The 24,934-nt window shown below is 73.1% G+C and carries 14 protein-coding genes; 9 read left to right on the forward strand and 5 right to left on the reverse strand.

Translation table 11 applies throughout. The features are described from left to right. The first annotated feature begins 303 nt into the window (after positions 1-303). The 3 genes from ABGB17_RS00845 (at position 304) to ABGB17_RS00855 (ending at position 8,288) form a co-directional block, all read left to right on the forward strand. Complete coding sequence (locus ABGB17_RS00845) at positions 304-2,703, forward strand: ExeM/NucH family extracellular endonuclease (protein WP_347625715.1); 2,400 nt, start codon at positions 304-306, stop codon at positions 2,701-2,703. 267 nt (positions 2,704-2,970) lie between these two features. After that, positions 2,971-6,942, forward strand: a complete 3,972-nt coding sequence (locus ABGB17_RS00850) for a Pls/PosA family non-ribosomal peptide synthetase (protein ID WP_347625716.1) — start codon at positions 2,971-2,973, stop codon at positions 6,940-6,942. Between the two features lie 20 nt (positions 6,943-6,962). Next, a complete protein-coding gene (locus ABGB17_RS00855) occupies positions 6,963-8,288 on the forward strand; it encodes a M1 family metallopeptidase (protein ID WP_347625717.1) in 1,326 nt (441 codons plus the stop codon). A 21-nt stretch (positions 8,289-8,309) separates the two neighbouring features. Here ABGB17_RS00855 and ABGB17_RS00860 read toward each other — a convergent pair whose 3' ends face one another. From ABGB17_RS00860 to ABGB17_RS00880, 5 genes are all read right to left on the reverse strand, one after another. Further along, a complete protein-coding gene (locus tag ABGB17_RS00860) occupies positions 8,310-10,481 on the reverse strand; it encodes a serine protease (protein ID WP_347625718.1) in 2,172 nt (723 codons plus the stop codon). Beyond that, complete coding sequence (locus ABGB17_RS00865; protein WP_347625719.1) at positions 10,465-10,833, reverse strand: hypothetical protein; 369 nt, start codon at positions 10,831-10,833, stop codon at positions 10,465-10,467. Before ABGB17_RS00865 ends, ABGB17_RS00860 begins: the two co-directional genes overlap by 17 nt. Before the next feature lie 23 nt (positions 10,834-10,856). After that, the gene (locus ABGB17_RS00870; protein ID WP_347625720.1) at positions 10,857-11,948 is read right to left on the reverse strand and encodes a zinc metalloprotease; all 1,092 of its coding nucleotides are present in this window, start codon (positions 11,946-11,948) and stop codon (positions 10,857-10,859) included. Then, a complete protein-coding gene (locus ABGB17_RS00875; protein WP_347625721.1) occupies positions 11,945-14,083 on the reverse strand; it encodes an NACHT domain-containing protein in 2,139 nt (712 codons plus the stop codon). Before ABGB17_RS00875 ends, ABGB17_RS00870 begins: the two co-directional genes overlap by 4 nt. 115 nt (positions 14,084-14,198) lie before the next feature. Continuing rightward, on the reverse strand, positions 14,199-15,467 hold the full coding sequence (locus ABGB17_RS00880; protein ID WP_347625722.1) for a YcaO-like family protein: 1,269 nt from the start codon (positions 15,465-15,467) through the stop codon (positions 14,199-14,201). Positions 15,468-15,748: 281 nt separating this feature from the next. Between ABGB17_RS00880 and ABGB17_RS00885 the strand changes: the two genes are divergently transcribed. The 6 genes from ABGB17_RS00885 to ABGB17_RS00910 all read left to right on the forward strand — a co-directional run bounded on the left by ABGB17_RS00885 (position 15,749) and on the right by ABGB17_RS00910 (position 24,934). Continuing rightward, positions 15,749-17,167, forward strand: coding sequence for an NADH:flavin oxidoreductase (locus ABGB17_RS00885; protein WP_347625723.1), 1,419 nt, complete (start codon positions 15,749-15,751; stop codon positions 17,165-17,167). Positions 17,168-17,179: 12 nt separating this feature from the next. After that, positions 17,180-20,074 (forward strand): peroxidase family protein, encoded by a 2,895-nt coding sequence (locus tag ABGB17_RS00890; RefSeq protein ID WP_347625724.1) that lies wholly within the window; start codon positions 17,180-17,182, stop codon positions 20,072-20,074. Between the two features lie 41 nt (positions 20,075-20,115). After that, positions 20,116-21,735, forward strand: a complete 1,620-nt coding sequence (locus tag ABGB17_RS00895) for a TIGR03086 family metal-binding protein (RefSeq protein ID WP_347625725.1) — start codon at positions 20,116-20,118, stop codon at positions 21,733-21,735. Positions 21,736-21,828: 93 nt separating this feature from the next. Further along, the gene (locus tag ABGB17_RS00900) at positions 21,829-22,356 is read left to right on the forward strand and encodes a PadR family transcriptional regulator (RefSeq protein ID WP_347625726.1); all 528 of its coding nucleotides are present in this window, start codon (positions 21,829-21,831) and stop codon (positions 22,354-22,356) included. Further along, entirely contained in the window at positions 22,353-23,099 is a 747-nt protein-coding gene (locus ABGB17_RS00905; protein ID WP_347625727.1) for an ABC transporter ATP-binding protein, read from the forward strand. The genes ABGB17_RS00900 and ABGB17_RS00905 overlap by 4 nt, the downstream gene beginning before the upstream one ends. Positions 23,100-23,104: 5 nt before the next feature. Then, entirely contained in the window at positions 23,105-24,934 is a 1,830-nt protein-coding gene (locus ABGB17_RS00910) for an FtsX-like permease family protein (protein WP_347625728.1), read from the forward strand.

Genomic DNA, 24,934 nt, shown 5'->3' on the forward strand with positions numbered 1-24,934 from the left:
CCCGCCGGTCGGCATCGGGGGAACCCCGGGATCGACCCTGAGATCCGGGGGTGATCGCTGGGACGGGCGGGGCGTGGGGGGAGGAAGAAGAAATCTGTCCGATATGGGAGTATTCGTCCAGGTTGTTGGGTGATCATGGGAGAGTGGAATGTGACCGGGGAACCGTTTGCACCGTTCCCGCTACGGCAAGGCCCGCCAACCTTCCGACCACTGGTGGCCACGTTCTATCAAGATTCCGTCATTTCATCTTCTATATAGCTCATGGTGGAGATACCGGGGTTTGATCGCTCTACGCTCCCGGTCATGCGTGGTCTATCCCGGGCGCTCGCCGCCCTGCTGGCCGCCGGCGTCGCAGTCGCCGGCGCCGCCGCCCTCTCTCTGTCCCCGGCCTCGGCCGAACCCGGGACGGTCGTGATCAGTCAGGTGTACGGCGGGGGAGGCAACTCCGGCGCGCCGTTCACCAACGACTTCGTCGAGCTGTTCAACCGCAGCGGCGCGGACGTCTCCCTGGACGGCTGGTCGGTGCAGTACGCCAGCGCCACCGGCACCGGGGCGTTCGCCTCCAACAAGGTGAACCTCTCCGGCAGCCTCGCGCCCGGCCGTTACCACCTGGTCCAGCTCGGCGCGGGCACCACCCCGAGCGCCCCGCTGCCGGCGCCCGACACCACGGGCAACCTCCTGCTGAGCGCCGCGGCCGGCAAGGTCGCCCTGGTCCGCTCGGCCGACGGCCTGGCCTGCAACGGCGGCTCCACCCCGTGCACCGCCGAGCAGCTCGCGCTCGTCGCCGACCTCGTCGGGTACGGCACCGCGAACTTCTCCGAGGGAACCCCGGCCCCGGCGCTGACCAACAGCACCGCGGCCGTCCGCGCCGGGCACGGCTGCACGGACACCGACGCCAACGCCGCGGACTTCACCGCCGCCGCTCCGGAGCCACGCAACTCGGCCACCCCCGCCGCGCCCTGCGGCGAGCCCACCGAGACCCCCACCCCCACCCCGACGCCCACGCCGACCCCGAGCGAGACGCCGACCCCCACGCCGACCCCCACCCCCACGCCGACCCCCACACCCACGCCGACCCCGACGTGTGAGACCCCTGCCACCCACCAGATCGCGCAGGTGCAGGGCTCCGGCGACGCGAGCCCGCTGGCCGGCGCGCAGGTGCGGGTCGAGGGCGTCGTGACCGGCGACTTCCAGGGCACCTCCGGCCTCGGCGGCTTCTACATCCAGGACCCGACCCCGGACGCCGACCCCGCCACGTCCGACGGCCTGTTCGTCTTCACCACCCGCCCGGCCGCCGTCGGTGACCGCGTGCTGGTGAGCGGCACCGCGGTCGAGTTCAACGGCCTCACCGAGATCTCCCCGGCGACCTCCGTGGACGTCTGCGGCACCGGCACCGTCAAGTCCGCCAAGATCCAGCTCCCGCTGGCGGAGGGCACGACGTACGAGCGCTACGAGGGTGTGCTGGTCACCTTCCCGCAGAACCTCACCGTCTCCGAGGTCTACAACCTCGGCCGCTTCGGCGAGATGACCCTGTCCTCGCAGGGCCGCCTCTTCCAGCCCACCGACCGTGAGGGCGTGGACCCGGCCGTGGACGCCCGCCGCCGCATCCTGCTGGACGACGGCTCCAACGTCCAGAACCCGCCCACGCTGCCGTACCACACCGCGGGCTCCGACACGGTCCGCCTGGGCGACCAGATCGACGACCTGACCGGCGTGTTGTCCTACGGCTTCAACCTGTACCGCCTGGAGCCCACCCGGGCGGTCGCCGTGCAGTCCGTCAACCCCAAGCCCGTCAAGCCGGAGAAGGTCGGCGGCGACGTGCGGGTGGCCAGCTTGAACACCCTGAACTGGTTCACCACGCTGGGCTCCCGCGGCGCCACCACCGCCGAGGAGCGCGACCGTCAGCTTCCGAAGCTGGTGGCCGCCCTCAAGGGCCTGGACGCCGACGTGGTCGGCCTCATGGAGGTCGAGAACAACGGCACCACCGCGCTCAACGCCCTGATCGACGCCCTGAACGCGCAGGTCGGCGCCGGCACCTACAAGGGCATCGTCTCCCCGAACCCCGGCACCGACGCCATCCAGGTCGCCCTGATCTACAAGCCGGCCGTCCTCAAGCCGGTGGGCGCCGCCCAGTCCTCCGCCGACCCGGTGTTCCGCCGCCCGCCGCTGATCCAGATGTTCCAGCGCACCAGGGGCGGCGACGGCACGATCTTCACGATGATGGTCAACCACTTCAAGTCCAAGGGCTGCGACGGCGCGACCGGCGCCGACCTGGACCAGGGTGACGGCCAGAGCTGCTTCAACGCCGAGCGCGTCCGCCAGGCCCAGGCCATCCTCGGCCTGATCGACTCCGGCAACCTGCCCAACCCCGTCGTCATCGGCGACCTCAACGCCTACGGCGAGGAGGACCCGATCGACACCCTGGAGGCGGGCAAGCTGGTCAGCGTGAGCAAGAAGCACGTGGCCAAGAAGGACCGCTACAGCTACGTCTTCGACTCGCTCTCCGGCGAGCTCGACCACGCCATGATCGGCAGGGCTCTCGCCAAGAAGGTCACCGGCGCCACCATCTGGCACATCAACGCCGACGAGGGCCGCTTCATGGACTACAACACCGAGTTCAACCCGCCGTACCTGTACGCCCCCGACGCCTACCGCTCCTCCGACCACGACCCGCTGCTGTTCGGCCTGGACCTGAAGAACTGATCCTGTCCGCGGAGAAGCTCCGGCCTGTGCTCACGAGGCCGGGGCTTCCCCGTGTCGTGGCCGCCGCGGAAGGTGTCACGGAGGCGTACGGCGGGTTGCCGGGAATAGACGGCGACATGACGGAAGTTAAGATCGGGCGATGTCCAAGGCGTCAGTCGGGCCGGCCCGGAGCCGACGAGACCCAGATCGGTGATCCGCCAGATCCTCGGATCACCTGACGCCCCTGACGAAGACCCGGTGGCCGCCGGGCACTCACCAGGAGCCTTCTTGCGCCCATCACCGGTCGAGACCGAGCCGAGCCACGCCTGGCCGCACGGCATGCCCACCGCCCCCGCGCCGCGCCGGCGGGACACCTCCGATCCCCTCCCGGCCGGCCAGGACGCGCCCGCCGCGGAGCCGGCCGTCTTCCTGTCCGGGCCGGCGGCCCCGCCCCGGACGCTGGTCGACGTCCTCGCCGAGACCACCCGTCGCCATCCCCGCGCCGCGGCGCTCGACGACGGGCTGACCCGCCTGGACTACCAGGGGCTGAGCGACGAGGTGGAGAGCCTGGCCGGGGAGCTGCGGGCCTCGGGGGTGCGGACCGGCGACCGCGTGGGGGTGCGCGTGCCGTCCGGCACCGCCGACCTCTACGTCGCGATCCTCGCCGTGCTGACCGCGGGCGCCGCGTACGTCCCCGTCGACGCCGACGATCCCGCGGAACGGGCCGAACTGGTCTTCACCGAGGCGGCCGTCCACGCGGTCATCGGCGAGGGCCGCACGATCACCCCGCGCGGCGGCCGGGCCGTGGGCGATGGCGTCAGGGACGGACGTCCCGGGCCGGACGACGACGCCTGGGTCATCTTCACGTCGGGGTCGACGGGCAAGCCCAAGGGTGTGGCGGTGACGCATCGCAGCGCGGCCGCGTTCGTCGACGCCGAGGCGCGGCTGTTCCTCGCGGACGAGCCGATCGGCCCGGGCGACCGTGTGCTCGCCGGCCTTTCCGTGGCGTTCGACGCGTCGTGCGAGGAGATGTGGCTGGCGTGGCGGCACGGCGCGTGCCTGGTCCCGGCGCCGCGCGCGCTCGTGCGCACCGGCATGGACCTCGGTCCCTGGCTGGCCGAGAAGGGCGTCACGGTCGTGTCGACGGTGCCGACCCTGGCGTCGTTGTGGCCGGTGGAGACCCTCGACGACGTGCGCCTGCTGATCTTCGGCGGTGAGGCGTGCCCGCCCGAGCTGGCCGAGCGGCTGGCCGTGCCGGGGCGTGAGGTGTGGAACACCTACGGCCCGACCGAGGCCACCGTCGTGGCGTGCGCCGCCCCGCTGACCGGTCAGGGCCAGGTGCGCATCGGCCTGCCGCTGGCCGGCTGGGACCTCGCGGTGGTGGGCGGCGACGGCGAGCCCGTCGCCATGGGGGAGACCGGCCAGCTCGTCATCGGCGGCGCCGGCCTGGCCCGCTACCTCGACGCCGGCAAGGACGCCGAGAAGTACGCCCCTCTGCCGTCCCTCGGCTGGGAGCGCGCCTACCGCAGCGGCGACCTGGTGAAGGCGGAACGGCAGGGCCTGGTCTTCGTCGGACGGGCGGACGAGCAGGTCAAGCTCGGTGGCCGCCGCATCGAGCTGGGCGAGATCGACGCGGCGATCCAGGCGCTCGACGGCGTGCTCGGCGCGGCCGCCGCGGTCCGCACCACCGGATCGGGGCACCAGCTTCTGGTCGGCTACGTCGTCCCCGGCGAGGGCTTCGACCCGGAGGCCGCGCGCGAACGCCTGGCGGAGGCGCTGCCTGCGGCGCTGGTCCCGCGCATCGCGCTCGTCGAGCACCTGCCGACCCGGACCTCCGGCAAGATCGACCGCGACGCCCTGCCGTGGCCCCTGCCCGGGGGCGCGTCCCCCGCCGCGACCGCCGAATTGTCCGGCGACGAGCGGTGGGTGGCGGAGCGGTGGTCCGGCATCCTCGGCGTGGACGCCGCGGACCGTGACGCCGACTTCTTCACCCTGGGCGGCACCAGCCTGGCCGCGGCCCGGCTCGTGTCGGAGCTGCGCGCCCGCTACCCGGCCGCGGCGGTGCGCGACGTGTACGAGCACCCGTCGCTCGGCGCGCTTGCCGCGCGCCTGGCCGCGCTGGCACGCCCGGACGTGACGGCCGCCGGGCGCGTCGTGACGCCGGTGCCGCGCCGGGCCGCGGCGGCTCAGACGGCGCTGATGGTGCCGCTGCTCACCGTCGGCGGCATGCGCTGGATCGTCGGCCTGGCCACGCTGAACAACGTCATGTCGCTTCCCTGGGCGCCGGTCGTCTCGTGGTGGTGGGTCCTGGCCGGCTGGCTGCTGTTCATCTCGCCCTGGGGACGCATCGGCCTGGCCGCCGCGGCCGCCCGGCTGCTGCTGCGCGGGCTCAGGCCCGGCGTCCACCCCCGCGGCGGGGGCACGCACCTGCGGCTCTGGTTCGCCGAGCAGTTCGCCCTCCAGATCGGGGTGGCGCAACTGTCGGGCGCCCCGTGGATCGCTCGTTACGCCCGGGCACTCGGGGCGCAGATCGGCGAGGGCACCGACCTGCACACGCTGCCCCCGGTCACCGGCATGCTCAGGCTGGGGAAGAACGCCGCCATCGAACCCGAGGTGGACCTGCACGGGTACTGGCTGGACGGCGACCTGCTGCGCGTCGGTGAGATCCGCGTCGGCGCCGCCGCCACGGTCGGCGCACGCGCCACCTTGCTGCCCGGCGCGCGCATCGGCAAGAACGCGCAGGTGGCCCCGGGCGCCGTGGTCGAGGGCGCCGTCCCCGCCGGTGAGCGCTGGGCGGGCGCGCCGGCCACACGGCAGGGCAAGGCGCGGCGGTTCCCCCCGTCGGAACGGCCGCCGCGGTCCCGGCGCTGGGAGGCGATGTACGGGCTGTCGGCGATGTTCCTGAGCCTGGTCCCGATCCTGGCGGCGCTGTGCGGCCTGGTCGTGCTCAACGCCTTCGTCCGCGGCGCGGCCACGCTCGGGGAGGCGCTGCCCGCGGCGCTCTACGGCGTCGCGCCCGCCACGGTGACGTCGCTGGCGGCGTTCGCGCTGATCGTCGTGGTGTGCGTGCGGCTGCTCGGCGTGGGCCTGCGCCCGGGGCGGCACCCCGTGCACAGCCGCCAGGCGTGGCAGGCCTGGGCGACCGGCCGTCTGATGGCGGCGGCCCGCGTCTGGCTGTTCCCCCTGTACGCCAGCATCCTCACCCCCGCGTGGCTGCGCGCCCTCGGCATGAAGGTCGGCCGCGACGTGGAGCTGTCCACGGTGCTGGCGCTGCCCACCATGACCACCGTGGGCGACGGGGCGTTCCTCGCGGACGACACGATGGTCGCGCCGTACGAACTCGTCAACGGCAGCCTGCGGGTGGACCAGGTGCGCATCGGCAAGCGCGCCTTCCTCGGCAACTCCGGTATGACGGCACCCGGCCGCAAGGTGCCGAAGGACGGCCTGGTCGGCGTGTTGTCGGCCACGCCGAAGAAGGCCAAGGCGGGGTCGTCCTACCTCGGCATGCCCCCGGTCGAGTTGCGCAGGACGGCCGAGGCGGGCGACCGGAGCCGCACCTACGACCCGCCGCGCCGGCTCAAGGCGGCGCGGGCCTTCGTGGAGGTCTGCCGGGTCGTCCCCGCGATGTTCACGGTGGCGCTCGCCGTGCTGGTCGCGGCGACGCTGGAGTTCCTCGCGGGTTCGTACGGCTTCGCGGCGGCGGCCCTGACGGCGGGGTTCGTCCTGGCAGGCGCCGGAGTGACGGCCGCCGCGGTCACCACCGCGGCCAAGTGGGCGCTCGTCGGCAGGATCACCGCGGGCAGCCGTCCCCTGTGGAGTTCGTTCGTGTGGCGCAACGAACTGGCCGACAACTTCGTGGAGGTGCTCGCCGCACCCTGGTTCGCCGAGGGGTGGCTCGGGACCGCTCCGCTCAACCTGTGGCTGCGCTCGCTCGGCGCGCGCGTCGGCCGCGGGGTCTGGTGCGACACCTACTGGCTGCCCGAGGCCGACCTCGTCGAGGTGGGCGACGGTGCGAGCGTCGGCCGCGGGTGCGTGCTGCAGACCCACCTCTTCCATGATCGCGTGATGAGCATCGATAGGGTCGTCCTGCGGAACGGGGCGACGCTCGGGCCGCACGGAGTCGTCCTCCCGGCGGCGACCATCGGGCAGGACACCACGATCGGACCGGCGTCCCTGGTGATGCGCGGCGAGACCGTGCCCGAGGGCTCCCGCTGGTTCGGCAACCCGATCAGACCGTGGGCTCCCGCCCCGTCGAAGTGATCTGGAAGGCATGACCGAACGTGAGCGTGGCACCCGGCGCCTCCCGCCGGCCCTACTTCCCCGAACGCGGGAACGAGGGGTACTGGGCCGAGCGGTACGAGTTGTCGCTGGACTACCGGGTGGGCGCCGGCCGGCTGCGCGCGTCGGCCGTCATCTCGGCGTTCGCGACCGGCCCTCTGAACGGGTTCACGCTCGACCTGTCGGATGCCCTGCGGGTCAACGGGGTGGTGGTCGACGGCGTGCCGGCCCGGTTCACCCACCGCGGTGACAAGCTGCGCGTCGTCCCGGCGCGGGGCCTGCAGGAAGGCACCCTGTTCGTCGTGGAGGTCGAGTACCGGGGCGTCCCGCGCCCCGCGCCGAGCCGCTGGGGCGGTCTCGGCTGGGACCGGCTCACGGACGGGGTGATCGTCGCGAGCCAGCCGACCGGGGCGCCGTCGTGGTTCCCGTGCAACGACCGTCCGGGCGACAAGTCCACCTACCGCATATCGGTCACCACCGGTTCGGCGTACACCGTCGTGGCCAACGGCGACCTGGCCGCCCGCAGCCGCGGCGCGTCCACGACCACCTGGGTGTACGAGCAGGCGGAGCCGATGGCGACGTACCTGGCGAGCGTGCAGATCGGCCGGTACCAGGAGACGGCGCTCGCCGGCCCGGTGCCGCAACGGGTGTTCCACCCGCCCCGGCTCGGGTCGCGGGTCCGGACGGACTTCGCCCGCCAGGGACAGATGATCGACCTGTTCACCGGCCTGTTCGGCCCCTACCCCTTCGGGTCGTACACCGCGGTGGTGGTGGACGACGACCTGGAGATCCCGGTCGAGGCGCAGGGAATGTCGATCTTCGGGCGCAACCATGTGGACGGCCGCCGCGGCGAGGAACGCCTGGTCGCGCACGAGCTGGCCCACCAGTGGTTCGGCAACAGCCTGACGCTCGGCTGCTGGAGCGAGATCTGGCTGCACGAGGGTTTCGCCGCGTACGCCGAGTGGTTGTGGTCGGAGGCATCGGGCGGCGAGACGGCCGACGCGCTCGCCGCCCGCTGGCACCGCAAACTGGCCACCCTGCCCCAGGACTTCCCCCTGGCCGACCCGGCCCCCCGGCGCCTGTTCGACGACCGTGTGTACAAACGCGGCGCGCTGACCTTGCACGCCCTGAGACGCGCGCTCGGCGACGAGCCGTTCTTCGCGCTGCTCCGCGAATGGACGGCCACCTACCAGCACGGCACGGTCACCACCGGCCACTTCGCCCGCCTGGCGGCGCGCTACTCGGCCGCGCCGCTGGACCCGCTGTTCTCCGCGTGGCTGCGTACCGAACGCCTCCCGCCCGTGCCCGCCCCGCGGCCCCGGTGGTGAGGTAGGCCCCTGTCCCGCCGGCTACGTCATGGCGGTGCGGCCGGTGAGCGCGCCGCCGATCTCGCCGGCCACCTCGGGGTGGGCGAGGTACTCCTCGATGTCGTGCACCCGCCCGGCCGGGTTGACGACGGATGTCTCGACCAGCCGTCCCGGCCAGTCGTCACCGAGCGGGCAGCCGATGGTGACCGGGTCGGTGGGGCACCACGCGTTGTACCAGTGGGCCACCCGGTCCAGGCGCCCGGGGCCGCCGGTGAGCAGGCGGTCGTGCACGCTGTCCATGCCGAGCGGGCTGCCGGCGGTCACGAGCAGCTCGACGTCCGCCTCCGGGGCGAGGCGGGTGAGCAGGTCCACCGCGACGACCGTGCCCAGGCTGTGGCTGACCAGCACCACCCGCCCCGTCCGCGGCGTCGTCCGCAGGACGTCGTCCAGGACCGCCTCCCGCACCCGTTCGTCGTCGAGGTAGGCGGCGACGTCCCCGAAGATCGCCGCGATGGCCAGCCGGTCCAGGTCGGTGACGGCGGCGAGCCAGCTCAGCCCTTGGTGGACGGCGCCGGGCACCCCCTCCTCGGGGACGGGCCGCACGGCGGGCATGCCGGCGCGGGCCGCGGCCTCCGTGATCATCTGTTCGTACAGCAGGCGCGCGGTGCCGGAGACCGGGTCGGCGACGATCGCCTCCAGTGACGGCGGGGCGGTCCTGGACGGCCGCAGGGCCTCGGCGAGCCGGTCCCCGTAGTAGGGGAACCAGACGCCGGCGGGTTCGATCGTGGGCAGCCCGGCGCGGGTGAGCCCGCAGTTCAAGCCGGCGGTCCAGTAGCGGCGCAGGTGCTCGGGGTCGCGTCCCTGCTGGCCGCGGCCGTGCAGGAAGACGAGGTGAAGCCCTCCGCCGAACGCGCCGGCCCCGGCGGCCAGGCCGCCGCGGGCCACGGCCGGCGGCACCCGCCCGGGACGCACGGCCGTCTCCCCGGCCGGTCCCCGGCCGCGGAGCGCGGCCGGCGCGGCCGGTCCGCCGACGGCGGGCGTGGCGGGTGCGACGGGTCCGTCGGCGGGGGGTGCGACGGGTCCGTCGGCGGGCGGCGTGGCCGGTCCGTGGCCGGCGGGTGCCGTGGTCGCGGCGGGTCCGTCGCCGGCGGGTGCGGCCGGGTGCGGGGTCGTGCCGCCGGGGAGTCCCGACTCCGGGCCCATCTCCGCCAGGAACGCCTGGCGGGTCGCGTCGAGCGGCAGGCCGGCCAGGTGCTTGAGGATGGAGCTGACGCGGACGCCCTCGTTGGAGATCCAGTCGACGGCGTCGTCGCCGTCGCCGGGCTGCCAGACCTGGCCGTCCCGCCGCAGGATCCGGCCCTGGTCGTCGGTCCTCGGCACGCCGCCGTGGTGCAGCGCCGCGACCTCCCACTGGTCGTTGTAGACGGGCGAGCCTGAGCTGCCGGGCTCGGTGTCGGTCCGGTACTGCAGGAAGTCGTCGAGCCGCACCTCCAGGCTGTTCTCGCGGATGGAGATCTCCTTCAGCCGGCCGCTCGGGTGCCCCACGATGTTGACCGGTTCCCCGACGACCAGCTTGCCGAGCTGGACGCTGAGCCGGTTCCAGCCGAACGTCTCGCCCACCGGCCGCCCGGACGCGCCGGGGTTCACCAGGACCAGGGCGAAGTCGAGGTCCTGGCAGGCGACGAAGAAGGTGTCCGGGTCCAGGGTGTACCGCTTGGCCGGCTCGGGCGTGTTGTCGATGCCGACCTGGGCGTCGAACTCCACGAAGGCCTGCCGTGCGGCCTCGGCCCGGGGGAACACGTGGTGGTTGGTCATCAGGAGCCGCGGCGAGACCAGGAAGCCGGTGCCGATCGGCAGTTCGCGGCCGTTCTCGCCCACCGAGACGCGGGCGACGGTCCGCGCCGCGCGGGCCCCGCGTGGAAGGAAGCTCCACGCCTGCAGGTCCTTCGCGACGCCCAGGATGCGTTCGTGCATGGCGGGCCGGTCCAGTGACGCGGTGCGCGTCGCCTCCATCACCGCCTCCACCGGCACGCCGTGACGCTGGACGAGCCGGGCGGCCCGGGCCGCGAGCGACTCCGGCGAGTCGGGGAACGCGTCGCCCCGCTCCTGCCTGCGGTGCGCCTCGTCCCGTACGGCACTGCTCCGCCGGTACCGTTCCGCGGCGGCTTTCGCGTGCCTTAAGCCCTTCTCCCGTACTTCACCAGGTATGTCCATCTGGATGCTCCGATCCGGATCCCGGCCCGTCGCCTCGTTTCTCGACGGTCAGCACGCCTCCCGCGCAGGAGAGCACGGTGAGCTCGAACGGCGTGCGCCCGCCCTCGGGAAACCAGACGCGCACCCGGCCCCCCTCCTCACGCCGCCAGCGGCCCGCCACCTCCCGCGGGCGGTCGGCCGGGCCGGGGACGAGCTCGGCGAACGTCCCGTCCGCCCGGAACGTCAGGCCGCGCCGCGGCCGCCGTGAAGGAGGAAACGGGTGGTCCCGCGGGCGGTAGACCGCCGTGGTCGCGGTGTCCTCCTCGTGGGAGTGGAGCCAGGCGCCGGCGATGTCCTGCGGTGTCCCGCTCATGGCCGTCCCTCGCGTCGCCTCCCTCACTCGCGGTCGCCCACCATGCCGAGCGCGACGCGGATGTCGTCGAGGACCTCCGCGGTCAGCCGCTCGCTGTCGTGCAGAAGCCGCCGCACCTCGCCGTCGTGGACCGGCTGCCGCATCTCGGGCACCGCCGTGCGGGCGGGCGCCACGGGCACGCGGCTCTCCGGCGCGACGAGGAACGACGCCCGTTCCCCCTCCAGGCAGGCGTTCATCCGGGTGGCCTGGCCGCGGGTGAACATGAACATGGCCGCGTCGTCGGTGTAGTCCATGTAGTTCACGAACATGTCCCCGTGGGGCCCGTTGCCACAGGTGACGCGCGGGAAGCGCGGCGATCCCTGGTTCGAGCCGGCCTGGTTCGGCGTGTCGTCCACCTTGTCGTCGCCGGCGCACGCGCCGTCGTCGTCGCCCCAGATGTGGTACAGGTCCAGCCAGTGGCCGATCTCGTGTGTCGCGGTACGGCCGCCGTCGAAGGGCGGCGCCGCGGTGCCGGTCACCCCGAAGGCCGAGTGCAGGATGACGACGCCGTCGGTCTGCGGCGGGCCGCCGGGGAACTGGGCGTAGCCGAGGAGCCCTCCGCCGAGCCGGCAGACCCACACGTTGAGGTACCTGTCGCTCGGCCACGGGTCGGAACCGCCGGTGGCGGTCGCCTTCACGGCGTCGTCCCAGGTGAAGTCGCGCACGTCGGTGGCGACCCGGATGACGCCGCCGGTCGGTTCGCCGCCCGGGTCCCGCGTGGCGAGGCGGAACTCGACCCGGGCGTCGGCGACCAGCGGCTTCCACGGGTCCGGCACCTTGACCACGTCGGGGTTGGCCGCGCGGAAGTCCTGGTTGAGCACGTCGATCTGGCTGTGGATCTGCTCGTCCGTGATGTCGTGCTCAGGGACGGCGTGGACCACGTGGACGACGACCGGGATGGTGACCACGCCGGTGCGCGCGGGGGCGAGCCGTCCCCGCTCGTACAGCAGCGCCCGGTTCTCGATCAGCGCACGCCGGGAGCGGTACGTCGAGCTCTCGTTCAGCAGCCTGCGGTGCACCAGCATGGTCCCGCACAGGTCGCGGGCCGGAAGCCGTGGAAGGCCGGGTTCGGTCATGGCGAGTCCTCCCGATCTCTGCCGCCGGAGCCCATGGAGGACTGCCGGGAAAGATGCCTCTGGAGTTCGATGTTCCGGAACTGGTAGAACGGCCCCTCGGTCCTGAGCAGGCCGAGGCGGTGGGCGTCGTCGAGGAAGTCCATGGCGCGCAGCGGCATCCTGCCCTTGGTGGCCAGGCGGGGGAGCGCCAGGTTGTAGACGAGCCAGGCGTGGTGGCTGCCCAGCATGAGCCCGAACAGCAGGCCGAGCAGCACACCGCCCACGGTCGCCGTCGCCGCGCCGAGCCCGCTCCGCAGCCCGATGGCCCCCGCCATGAGGCCGATCACGAGCCCGCTGAACGCCCGGATCAGGGTGAGGTTCCGGTCGGCCCTCCAGGTCGAGCGGGGGGACCGTGCCGTGGCGGTGGCGGCGGGATGCTCCACCCACCGGAGCAGGCCGAGCACGAGCAGGAAGCCGAGCCCGGACAGCAGCCCGATGTCCAGGGCCGCCCTCGGCCCGACGCCCCGTTTCACCGATTCCCCCATGAGCCATCCCGCGAGCGCGCCGAGCAGGCCGACGACGAGTCCCGCCGTGAGGGTGTGGACGAGAAGCGAGAGCCTTCCGCGCAGCCGGAACTCGGCGTAGCCGGGCGGTTCGGTGAACCACGACCTGCTCGCGATCACGATGGAGAGCGCGGACGCGACGCCGACCGCCGCCCCCGCCGCCGGACCGGCCAGCGCACCGAGCACCAGTCCGACCAGGAGGCCGCACACGAGGCCGACCGCGAGCCGGACCGGGCGGGTGGAGGTGTACCGCGCCAGATGCCACCAGGCCACGTCGTTGATGTCCTCGCCGCTCAGCATGAGCTGCCGTGAGAGGTAGCTCAGCCAGCGGCGTACGTGGTCGGGGTCCCACTCGTGGCGGGGCTGGAAGAGCTGGGCCTGGCCGTCGGCGGCGGGCGGGCGTGAGGCGACGACGGCGGGGATGAGCTCGTCGCACAGGTGGTCGTTCAGCACGGACGCGTCCCCGCGCCCGAGCTCCAGCAGGGGACGCGGATCCTGCCGTGAGGTGATGTAGGCGGCGCGGACCAGCCACAGACCGAAGGGCGTCGAGGTGACCTCGGCCAGGGCCGGGGCCGAGCCGTCGCGCAGCGCCGCCAGGACGGGCGACCAGTCGTGCCGGGGGCGTGGGGGAAGGCACACCTGCAGGTGGTCGGCGGCCCTGCCGGGGGAGAGGGGGTGCGGCTCGATCGCCGCCGCGGCGGTGAGGACGTCGCCGAGGGTGTCGACCGATTCCGCGAACTGCTCGGTGCGGCAGGTGAGGATGAGCTGGTCGGAGTCGGACATCGACCCGTTGAGCGCCCGCAGGACGTCCGCCCGGGCCTCCCGGGGCAGTTCGTCCAGCCCGTCCACGACCGGCAGCACCTCGCTGCGGGTCGCCAGGGCTCTCGGGGCGTCCGGGCCGAGCCCTTCGGCGCGCAGGGCGGGGTAGTCCATGCCGAGGCACGCCGCCAGCCAGTCCTGCACCCGGGGGTGGGTCGCGGTGTTCCAGCGTCCCGCGGACAACAGCACGGGGACGGGCTCGCCGGGGAGCCGCGTCCTCACGAGCTCCATGAGCAGTTGCACGGCCAGGGTCGTCTTGCCCGTCCCCGGCCCGCCGAGGATGACGAGGCGCCTGCATCGCAGGTCGCGGAAGTCGTTGGCCATGACCGTGATCTGGTCCCTGAGGTTGGGGAAGCACACGTCCCCTTTGGCGATCAGGCGTGGGTGGTCCATCAGTTCCTCGTGCTCGGTCGACCCCCAGGGCACCGGGATGGGCTCGGGGTCCCCGAGCGACCGCAGGACCGTCTCCTTGCTCCACTGCTCGATCACGAGACCCGCGAGGACGTCCTTGGCCTTGTCGATGTCGGTGGTCGTCGGTGCGGGGGCGGGCCCGGTCGACCTGCGCCACCAGGACGTCAGCTGCACCAGGCCGTTCCCGAGCGATATCGTGCTGGTCACCAGGGCCACGATGGTCGCGAAGTCCGCCACCTTGCCCGGCCCCTGCGGCACCTGCGAGCTTCGCGCGACGCCGAAGGACACGATCGCCAGGCCCAGCAGCAGGAATCCGAGCGCCAACGACCCCTTGGGCCTCCGGTACCACCGTCGCCTGCCCATAAATCCATCATGCGACCGTGCCCACCAGGAACTTCGCAGCATAAGGTTGATCAAGCGGAAAGACTCGCACGCCGTGCCATGCGCCGCGTCAAACCTCCGGCATCGGGGCTCCGTGTCAGCCGGACCGTCCCCGTACGAGGGCGTGCCCGCGCGGACCGGGCAGGACCAGGTTGCCGCCGAGGATCAGCATGAAGCGCTCCAGGCCCGGCACGATGACGTGCACCGCGACGATCCGGCCCGGCAGGACGGCCACGACACGCCGGTAGGGGACGAAGCCGTGCGCGGTCAGGACGGTGACCAGCTTCCGTAGCTGGTCACGGGGGTGACGCGGCACGCCGCCGGCCTCACGGCAGGGGACCGTGCGGGCGCGGCGCAGGTGGACGGTGAGGTCGAAGCGCCCGCACGCGCGCAGTTCCGGGTGGCGGGCGGACCACGCCGGCTCGTCCGGGGCCGTGCGGCCCAGAGTCGTCTGGATCAGCTCGGTGAGGGCCCGCCACGCGGCGTGGGAGGCGCTGAGCGAGGTGCCGGCGCCCCGCCGGTGCGGGTGGCGGGCGGTCGGGGCGGTGTAGGCGAGCATGGTGGGGACCCCGAGATCGCTGGTGATGTCCAGCAGGTGCACCGGCGCGCCGGTGACCCGTTCGGCCGCCGCGTACGCGTGCGCCAGGTGGCACGGGAGAGTGGCGGGATCGACCACGGCGGGCCGGAACTCCGCATCGCGGAGGAAGGCCCGCACCAGGAGCAGGGAGAGGGCGTCACGCTCGACGGCCTCGTTGAGCGCGTGCAGCAGAGCCTCGGCGGCGGTGACCCCGGCGGCCGAACCGCTGTTGCAGGCGTAGCGCATCAGGTGGCGGTAGTCGCACGTGTCCGCGGCCCGCTCGCGCAGCCGCCCGGCGTGCGTCTCGGCGTACCAGGGTGCCCCAAGGAACAGCGGCACCGCGATCTCCCGCCCGCCGCCGAGGGGACGGTACCGGTGGCACGCCAGGCGGCCGGGTGCGCGGGACAGCAGCACGCCGCAGGCCTCACGCCGCAGCGGCCCGGCCGCGACGCCGGCGGGCTCGGCCAGTTCCAGGGCCGCGGGATCGAACAGGGCCGGGCCGGTCAGATGGTGTTCGAGCGCCTCGAAGAGCGCTCCGGCGCGTGCCTCCGCACGCCGCCCCTTGCCCATGCCCTCGGCCGCGGGCGGCCCGGCGCCGCCGGTGAGCAGCCGGCAGGACCAGGCGCCGGGCTCGCCGCCCCGACCCCTATCGGTGAGTTCCGGTGTCAGGCCCAGCGTCGCGATCGCCGCCGTCACCCGTCTCGTGGCCTCCTGGAGCGGCACCACGCGCTCCACCCCGGGCGGTGGGCCGGACCTTCGCCGGCCGCAGCAGCTCGTCCAGTCGCTCATGTTCGGCTTCGGTCAGTTCCTGACGGTCCCTGTCCAGTGACTCGGCTCTCACGAAGTCCGCGCCCTGACCCATGGAAATCACCGCCCTCGCATTTCGGGTAACGCCTGTTCGATTCCCGGGAACACGTCAAAAGAACACCGGATATATCCGTACATGCGGCCATTGGTCTGTAGATCTGACCCGATCCGCCCCGTTTTCGGGCGGATCGGGGTTTCACCCGCCGGGCGGCGGGCCATTTCTCTCCAGAGTGAGTTCCGGCAGCTCAGGACGGGGCGCAGGTATGATCTTCGAACCGTTCTCCATCGGCGACGTCGCCTTCAAGAACCGCGTGATCCGTTCCTCGATCGGCGGGAGGACGGCGTATTACGACGGAACCGTCAGCGACGCGTGGAAGAACTTCGAACTGCGTTTCGCGCGTAACGGCGTGGCCGCCATCGTGTCGGCCACACTCAACGTCAACCCCGTGCGGTGGTCGCCCCTCGAATATCCCCAGATCAGCCACGACAAGTTCGTCAGGCCCCTGGCGGAGGCGATCCACGCCGTCCACGCCGAGGGCTGCAGGTACGTCATCCAGATCGGCGACGGCGGTTCGCACGTCCAGACCAGCCTGTTCAGCCAGCCCCAGGACGGCTACGGCCCGTCGCCGGGCTTCGATCTGCTCTTCGGGTACCGCAGCCGGCGGACCGGGATGACGCTCGCCGACATCGAGCAGGCGGTCCACGAGTTCGGGCAGGCGGCGCGGCGTGCCCGTGAGGCCGGCGCCGACGGCGTGGAGATCACCGCGTCGAAGGGCTACCTGATCCACCAGTTCCTGAACCCGGCCGTCAACCGCCGCCGGGACCGGTACGGCGGCTCCGTGGAGAGGCGTTTCCAACTGCTGCGCGAGGTCGTCGGCTCGGTGCGCCGGCAGGTCGGCCCTGACTTCCTGCTCGGCGTGCGCATCTCGGCGTGGGACCGCAACTACCAGCCCGTCAACGTCCGGTGGCCGGTGACGTGGCCGCTGCGCGAGTTCGTCCGGGGCAACGACATCGGCACCTACCTCCGCTACGGCAGGTGGCTGCGGGACCTCGGCGTCGACTACCTGCACGTGAGCAACGGCTACGGCTTCATCAACCCGGGTGAGACCCCCGGCAGGTTCCCGCTCGACGAGGTGCGGCAGTTCGCCAACTCCACCCGTCACCTGTCGGCCAAGGCGGCGGTCCGGGCCACGATCCTCAACGTGCTCCCCAAGGTGCTGCTCGACCGGCTCCTCGGCATCGGCTGGACGACCGGCGAGGCGGCCAACCTCGGCGACGCGCGGCGGTTCCGCGAGGAGACCGGGCTGCCGGTGATCGCCAACGGCGGTTTCCAGCGACGGTCACTGGTCGAGGAGGCACTCACGTCCGGTGCCTGCGACCTCGTGTCGATGGCCCGGCCCCTGCTGGCGAACCCCGGCCTTCTCGAGGTGTTCCGCCAGGGCAGGGAGTCTCCCGCCCGGCCCTGCACGTTCTGCAACCGTTGCACGGTCCGCACGACGCTGTTCCCGCTCGGTTGCTACGAACCTCTCCGCTTCGACTCCGACGCGGAGATGGAGGCGCAGATCCTGGACTGGTCGGCCAGGCCCGACGTCCCCGAGCCGCTCCCGTGGGACCCGCCCGCCGTGGCGGACCTCTCCACGGTGGGTTCGGGCGACGGCCACCGGGCGGGCCGCCGTGAATGAGAGGGGCGTCGGATGCGCGACATCAAGAAGCGGGAACGCCGGGCCGGCGCTCCCCCTGTGGCCGTCTGGCGTGAGCGCTACGTCGGCGGCACTCCCGAGGCGGAGCGGCTGATATTCGAGAAGCTGGCCCGCGACCTCATGCTGGTGCAGCTCAAGATCCAGAAGGCCACCGGCGCCGCCGCCGTCGCGCGCGCCTTCCAGGCCAAGACGATTTTCGCCGCCGAGAACGCCGGCCTGGTCTTCCGCGACGACCTTCCCGGCGACCTGCGCGCCGGCTTCGCCCAGCCGGGTGCCGCCTACCCGGTCACCGTCCGGCTGTCCAACGCCAGCGGCACCCACCAGCCCGACCACGCGCCGGACATGCGGAGCGCGGCGCTGCGGGTCCAGGTGGGCCCCGGCGAGGCCCACGACCTCCTCATGACCAACCACCCGGTCTCCCACGCCCGCGACGCGCGCGAACTCGTCATGCTCGCCAAAGCTCTGGCCGGCGCGGACTCGGCGCTCCGCAAGGCGTTCGCGCTGTTCGTCACGCTGCCCACGGCGATCGGCTGGTCCGCCGCCGCGCGCATGCGGCGGAACCTGAGGGCGGGGACCCGGCGCACGGTCCGAAGCCTCGCGCTGGAAAGCTTCTGGAGCCGCAGCGCCATCCTGTGGGGAGCCGCCGGGCCGGTGCGGTACCGCCTGCGCCCCGCCCCGGGCACGCCGCCGGCTCCCGAGCCGCCGCGCACCGATCCCGACTACCTGCGGCACGAGCTGTCCCGGCGGCTGGCCACGACGGACGTCGTGTTCGAGCTGTGCGTGCAGCGCTACGTGGACTCGCGGCGCACCCCCATCGAGGACGGCGCAGCCGAGTGGCGCGAGGAGGACACGCCCTTCGTCCCGGTGGCGACGCTGACGATCCCCCGGCAGGACACCGGCACCGCCGAGGCGCGTGCCGCCGAGCGGCGGGTCGACCGGCTGGCGTTCAACCCGTGGAACACCACCGAGGAGTTCCGCCCCCTCGGCAACATCAACAGGGCGCGCAAGGCCGCCTACGAGGCCAGCAGCGCCCACCGCCTCGGCGAGCGCTTCGTCACGCCGGTGCCGCGCCGCAACACGGTGCTCGGCGTGCCGGTACGAGCGGCGTTCCGTGTCCTGAACCGGGTCGTGCCCTGGCACCGGCTCCCGGAGCGGCTCGGCCTGCTCAACCTCGACGCGCTGCGGCAGACGCTGCGCCGGGCCAACCTCATCGACACCGAGACCAGGCAGGCCCCGCCGCAGACCCAGCCGGTGCCTCCGCCGATCGACGAACGGCTGCGGGCCAGGCGCAGCTACGACGGCAGCCACAACGACCTGTCCGCGCCGTCGATGGGCGCCGTCGGCTCCGCCTTCGGCCGCAACCTCGCGCCGGTCCATCGCCCCGATCTGTTCCACACGCCCAACCCGGTCGTCGTCAGCAGGGAACTGCTCCACCGGGACACCTTCATCCCGGCGCGGACGCTGAACGTCCTCGCCGCCGCGTGGATCCAGTTCCAGGTGCACGACTGGGTCGACCACCGGCGCTACCCGGCCGGCACGAAGAGCGTGGAGGTGCCGCTGCCGCCCGGCACGCGCTGGCGCAACACCCCCGGCGGGCCGCTGGAGGACGTGATGCGTTTCGCCGAGAACGAAGGCATCCCCTCCATCGATCCCGCACGGCCGCCGCTCCTGTTCGGCAACATGGCGTCGCACTGGTGGGACGGCTCTGAGGTGTACGGGGGGGACGAGACCGTCGCCATGTCGCTGCGCGAACCGGGCGGCGGCGCGGAGCTGCGCCTGGAACAGGGCCACCTGCCGTCCGGCCCGGACGGCACCCCGATCACCGGCTTCAAGGACAACTGGTGGCTCGGCCTCAGCATCATGCACACCCTGTTCGCCCGCGAGCACAACGCCATCTGCCGGGCCCTGCGCGGCGAGTACCCCGGCATGAGCGAGGACAGCATCTATCACACCGCGCGGCTGGTCGTCTCCGCCCTCCTCGCCAAGATCCACACGGTGGAGTGGACCCCCTCGATCCTCGCCAACGACATGGTCGTCACCGCGCTGCACGCCAACTGGAGCGGGCCCCCGAGGAACTGGCTCACCCGGCTCGGCCTGTGGCTGTACGACACGCACGCCCTCACCGGCATCCGGGGGACCCTGCCCGACCATCACGACGTGCCCTACTCCCTCACCGAGGACTTCGTCGCCATCTACCGGATGCACCCGCTGATCCCCGACGACTTCGAGCTCGCCGACCACACCACCGGCCGGCCGCGGGAGAGCCTGACGCTGCCCGACGTCCTCGGCGGCGCCACCGAGGCGGTCATCCGCAGGACCGGCCTCGCCGACTCGCTGTACTCGTTCGGCATCGCCCATCCGGGGGCCGTCACCCTGCACAACTTCCCCCGCGCGCTCCAGGCGTTCGAGCGGGGCGGGGAGATCATCGACCTGTCCGTGGTCGATCTGGTGCGTGACCGGCGCCGCGGCGTGCCCCGCTACAACAACTTCCGCGCGGGCCTGCACAAGCCGCGGGTGCGGCGGTTCGAGGACCTCACCTCCGAGCCGGAGACGCTGGCGCGGCTGAAGGACGTCTACCGCACGGTCGACGAGATCGACACGATGGTGGGCCTGTTCGCCGAGAACCCTCCGGAGGGCTTCGGCTTCAGCGACACCGCCTTCCGCCTGTTCATCCTCATGGCCACCCGGCGCCTGCAGAGCGACCGCTTCCTCACCGTCGACTACCGGCCGGAGATCTACACCCCGCTCGGCCTGGACTGGGTCGAACGCAACGGCATGACCAGCATCATCCTGCGCCACTGCCCCGAGCTGGCGGCCTGCCTGCCGCGCACCGCGAGCGCGTTCACGCCGTGGCGCGTGATCCAGCCCGATGGCCGGCCGCAGCCGTAAGCGGGTGCGCGTCGCCTCCCCGGCGGGTTGACTCTCCCACTGTGGGAGACCGGAAAGTGTTCGGCGTGCGGGGCGACGACGAGGTGTTGCTGAGTATCGGAGAGCTGGCGGAGCGGACGGGTCTGCCGGTGAAGACGATCCGTCACTGGTCCGATGCCGGCGTGGTGCCGCCGGCGGGGCGCACGGCGGCCGGCTACCGGCTCTTCGACGTCCAGGCCGTGGCCCGGCTGGAGCTCGCGCGGACGTTGCGCGACCTCGGGCTCGGCCTGGGCGACATCGGTGAGATCGTCGACCGGGGGCGTGATCTGGCCGAGGTCGCGGCCATCCACGCGGACGCCCTGGAGGTGCGCATCCGCACGCTGCGACGGCAGCAGGCCGTGTTGCGGTCCGTCGCCAGACGTCAGTCCACTCCCGAGGAGCTTTCCCTTATGTCAAAACTGGCACGATTGTCCGCCGCCGAGCGCAACGCGATGATCCGCGAGCTCGTCAGCGACGTCGTGGGCGATCTCGACGTGCCCACCTACCGCGAGGGGCTGCTCGCGGCGACGCCCGACCTTCCCGACAACCCCACTCCGGAACAGATCGACGCCTGGATCGAGCTCGGGGAGCTCCTCGGGGACCCCGGTCTGCGCGCCGCGATGCGCCGCATGGCCGAGTACGCCGCCCGGCACGCGCCCGGCCTGCACGACGACGAGGACCTGCGTGCCGTCGAGGACGTCACCGAGGTGTGGCTGGGCGAGGTGAACGCGGCGATGGAGGCCGGGATCGCCGCCGATTCGGCGTCCGCGGACCCCGTCGTGGCGAGGATCGTCGCGGCCTGGCTCCCCACCCAGGCCGTCATGGACGACACCTTGGACGGCGACGGCGCCGAGCCGAGGCGGCGGCTGCTGGAGCAGCTCGAACTGGCCGCCGACACGCGCGTCGAGCGGTACTGGCAACTGATGTGTGTCATCACCGGCCGGCCGGTACGGCCCAGCATGGCCGCGGCCGGCCGGTGGCTGACGACCGCCCTGCGCTCGAACCCCGAGCCGGGGGCCCGCGCCGCCCGCGTCGCCGGCATGGCGGACGACGACGTCACCGGCACCGGCCCGGCCGCGAAGCTGGACGCGTGCCGCCGCGTGCTCGCGGAGGTCGAGCGGCTGGTCGAGAGCGTCCCCCTCGACCGCATGGAGGACCCGACGCCGTGTGCCGGCTGGGACGTCCGGGCGCTGCTCGGCCACCTGGTGTGGGAGAACCTGCTGTGGACGAGCCTCGCCATGGGCGCGCCGCGCTCCGACTTCGCCGCCGACCACCTCGGTGACGACCACGCCGGCGCGTTCCGTGCCGCCGCCCGTGCGACGCTCGCGGCCTTCAGCCGTCCCGGCATGCTGGAGGAACGTTTCGGCCCCGCGCCAGGATGGCGTCTGGTCGAGCAGGTGACCATCGAGATGCTCGTCCACGGCTGGGACCTGGCCAAGGCCCTCGGCCGGCCGGCCGGCATCGCCCCGGACGTCGCGCGGGCCGTCCTCCCGGCCGTCGTGGAGATCTACGGCGACCACCCCCGCACCTCCGGCGCGTCCTTCGCCCCCGCCCGGCCGGTCCCGCCCGGTGCCACCCCCGCCGACCGGCTGGCCGCCTACCTGGGCCGCCCCGTCGACTGGTCGCCGCCCCAACCCTCGTGACGGGCCCGGCCGGTTCGTGTTCCTGGCGCCGCGCGGACTTGACAGCGACGGGGATAACCGTTAGCTATAGGGGCTAACGGTTAGGGGGTCTCGATGCGGCAAGAAGTGGTGCTGGCGATGCTGGCCAAGGAACCCTCGCACGGCTACCAGCTACGCGCGCGGCTGCGCGACGCGCTCGGTCCTCTCGGTGACGCGATGAACGCCGGGCAGGTCTACGTCACGCTCGCCCGGCTGGAGAAGGCCGGCCTGCTGGCGGTCGAGAGCCCCGCCGGCGACGCCGACCGGTCCGATCGCAAGGTGTACGCCCTCACCCCCCACGGCCAGCAGCGGGTCGCCGAGTGGATCGCCGAGGTGGGCTGGCCGAGACCCGACCTGGCGGAGTTCCACCTCAAGCTGATCGCGGCGGCGTCGGCCGGCCTGGCCGACCCGATCACCATCGTCGACACCCAGCGCAGGGAGCTGCTGCGCCGGCTGCGTGACGCCCAGCGCGCCGCCATGGCCGAGCCGGACGGCTCGGCCGCGGCGCTGCTGCTGGAGGGCGTCGTGCTCCGGCTCCAGGCGGACCTGCGCTGGCTCGAGGCATGTGAGAAGAACTGGACCCACCGGAGGAGTGGATCGTGAACGACGCCGCCGACACGCCTGTGCTTCGCGCCCGCGGGTTGCGAAAGGAGTACGGCAAGGGGGACGGACTTGTGCGCGCCGTCGACGGGGTCGATCTCGACGTCGCCGCCGGGGAGACGGTGGCGGTGATGGGGCCGAGCGGCTGCGGGAAGTCCACGCTGCTGCACCTGCTCGGCGGGCTGGACCGGCCGTCGGGCGGAGAGGTGTCGCTGAACGGCCGTCGCATCGACGACATCGGCGAGAAGGCCCTGGCCCGGATGCGGCGCACCGACGTGGGCTTCGTCTTCCAGGCCTTCCACCTGATGGAGGAGCTCACCGCCGTGGAGAACGTCGAGTTGTCGGCGCTGCTGGCCGGACGCTCGCCGCGGGCCGCCAGGCGGCGCGCCGAGGAGTTGCTCGAGCAGGTCGGGCTCGCCGACCGGGCGCGTTTCCTGCCCTCCGCGCTGTCGGGTGGCCAGCGGCAGCGGGTCGCGGTCGCCCGGGCGTTGAGCAACGAACCGCTGGTCGTGCTCGCCGACGAACCGACCGGGAACCTGGACAGCGCCGCCACTCTGGACGTCCTCCAGCTCTTCGAGGGCCTGCACGAGTCCGGTCAGACCCTGGTCATCGTCACCCACGACGTGCGGATCGCGGCCACCGCGGACCGCATGATCTCGATGCGCGACGGCGCGCTGGTGGACGAGACCAGGTTGACCGGTGGCACCACCGGGCGGCTCGGCGCCCTCGTCGGACTGGACGACTGAGGACGATGGGCCGCATCCTGCTCGTCGGCCGCCTCGCCGTGCGTGACCTCCGGCGGCGCCGCCTGGAGGCCGTGCTCCTGCTGCTCGCCATCATGGCGGCCACCACGACGCTGACACTCGGGCTCGTCCTGCGCGACGCGGCCGCCGACCCGTACCGGAGCACCCGGGCGGCGACCGACGGACCTGACGTGGTCGCCAGTACCGGCCGGCCCGGGAAGCTTCCCGGCCTGGAGCAACTGGCCGGCGCCTCCGGCGTCGTCGGCCACAGCGGACCGTACCCGGTCACCCCCGCGGAACTCCGGGTGTCCGGCCGGACGTCGGACGTGCAGGCCGTGGGGCGCGACGCCGCGTCCGCGCCGGTCGACCAGCCCGAGCTGGTCCAGGGCGGCTGGGTACGCGACGGCGGTGTGGTGGTCGAGGCCGCCTTCGCCAACGCGCTCGGCGTGCGCGTCGGCGATCCGGTCACCCTGGACGGCCGGTCGTTCGAGGTCGTCGGCGTGGCGGCCGGCGCCGCCATGCCGCCCTACCCGGGGGCGATGTGCGTCGGCGCCATCGCGTGCGCGAACGGCCCCGTCCCCGACGATGTGGCCGCGGAACTGCCTGCGGGGGTGTTGCGCGACCCCGGGCTGGTCTGGCTCACCCGGGCGGATGTGCGGAGCATCACGCCGGACCCCGGCTCCCTGTCGTACATGATGAACCTGAAGCTGGCCGACCCGGACCAGGCCCAGGCGTTCGTCGACGCGCATCAAGGTGCTTACCGCGATACGCCCATGCGGCCCTGGCAGAGCGTCATGGAGGACGCCACCGAGGTGGCCAGGGACTCCCAGATCCTTCTGCTGATCGGGGCCTGGCTGCTCGGCCTGCTCGCCGTGGCCGGCCTCGCGGTGCTGGTCGGCGGCCGGGTGGCCGACCAGACCCGCCGCGTCGGGCTGCTCAAGGCGGTCGGCGGCACCCCGGGCATGGTCGCCGCCGTGCTGCTCGCGGAGTACGTCCTCGTGGCCGTCGTCGCGGCCGCCGCCGGGCTGGTGGCCGGGACGCTGACCGCTCCGTTGCTCACCGAGGCCGGCGCCGGTCTCATCGGCAGCGCGGGACCGCCGCCGCTGACCATGTCCACGGCCGGTCTGGTGACCGCCGTGGCGCTCGGCGTCGCGATGCTCGCGACCGTCGTCCCGGCCGTGCGCGCCGCCCGTTCCAGCACCGTCGGCGCGCTGGCCGACTCGCCCCGCCCGCCCCGCCGCATGAGCCGGCTTATCGCGATCTCGGCGCGGCTGCCCGTCCCGCTGCTCCTCGCCCTGCGGGTCGCCGCCCGCCGCCCGCGACGGGTCGTGCTGGCTGTGGCCAGTATCGCGATCACGGTCAGCGGTGTCTTCGTCGTCCTGATACTCGACGCCTTCCTCGCCACCCAGCCGTCAACCGGCGGATACGGCGATGCCCAGGTGGAGCAACTGCGCCAGGTGCTCCTCGTCTGGCTGGTCGTCCTGCTGTGCATGGCGGCGGTCAACGCCGTCGTCATCACCTGGGCGACGGTGCTCGACAACCGGCACTCCTCGGCGCTGGCACGTGCCCTGGGCGCGACCCCGCGTGAGGTGAGCGCGGCGATGGCGGCCGCCCAGGTGCTCCCCGCCCTCGCCGGCGCCCTCCTGGGCGTCTTCCCGGGCGGCTACGCGCTGTTCGGCGCGATCAACGCGATCACCGGCGGCGACGGCACCAGGGCCACGCTTCCGTCGCCCTGGCAACTGCTCACCGTGGTGCTGGCCACCGTGCTCGTGGTGGCCGCGCTCACCGCCGTCCCCGCCCGCCTCGGCGGCCGCCGTCCCGTCACCGAGACCCTGTGA

Origin of the sequence: Sphaerisporangium sp. B11E5, from assembly GCF_039871875.1 — a bacterium.
In the GTDB taxonomy this organism is placed as follows: domain Bacteria; phylum Actinomycetota; class Actinomycetes; order Streptosporangiales; family Streptosporangiaceae; genus Sphaerisporangium.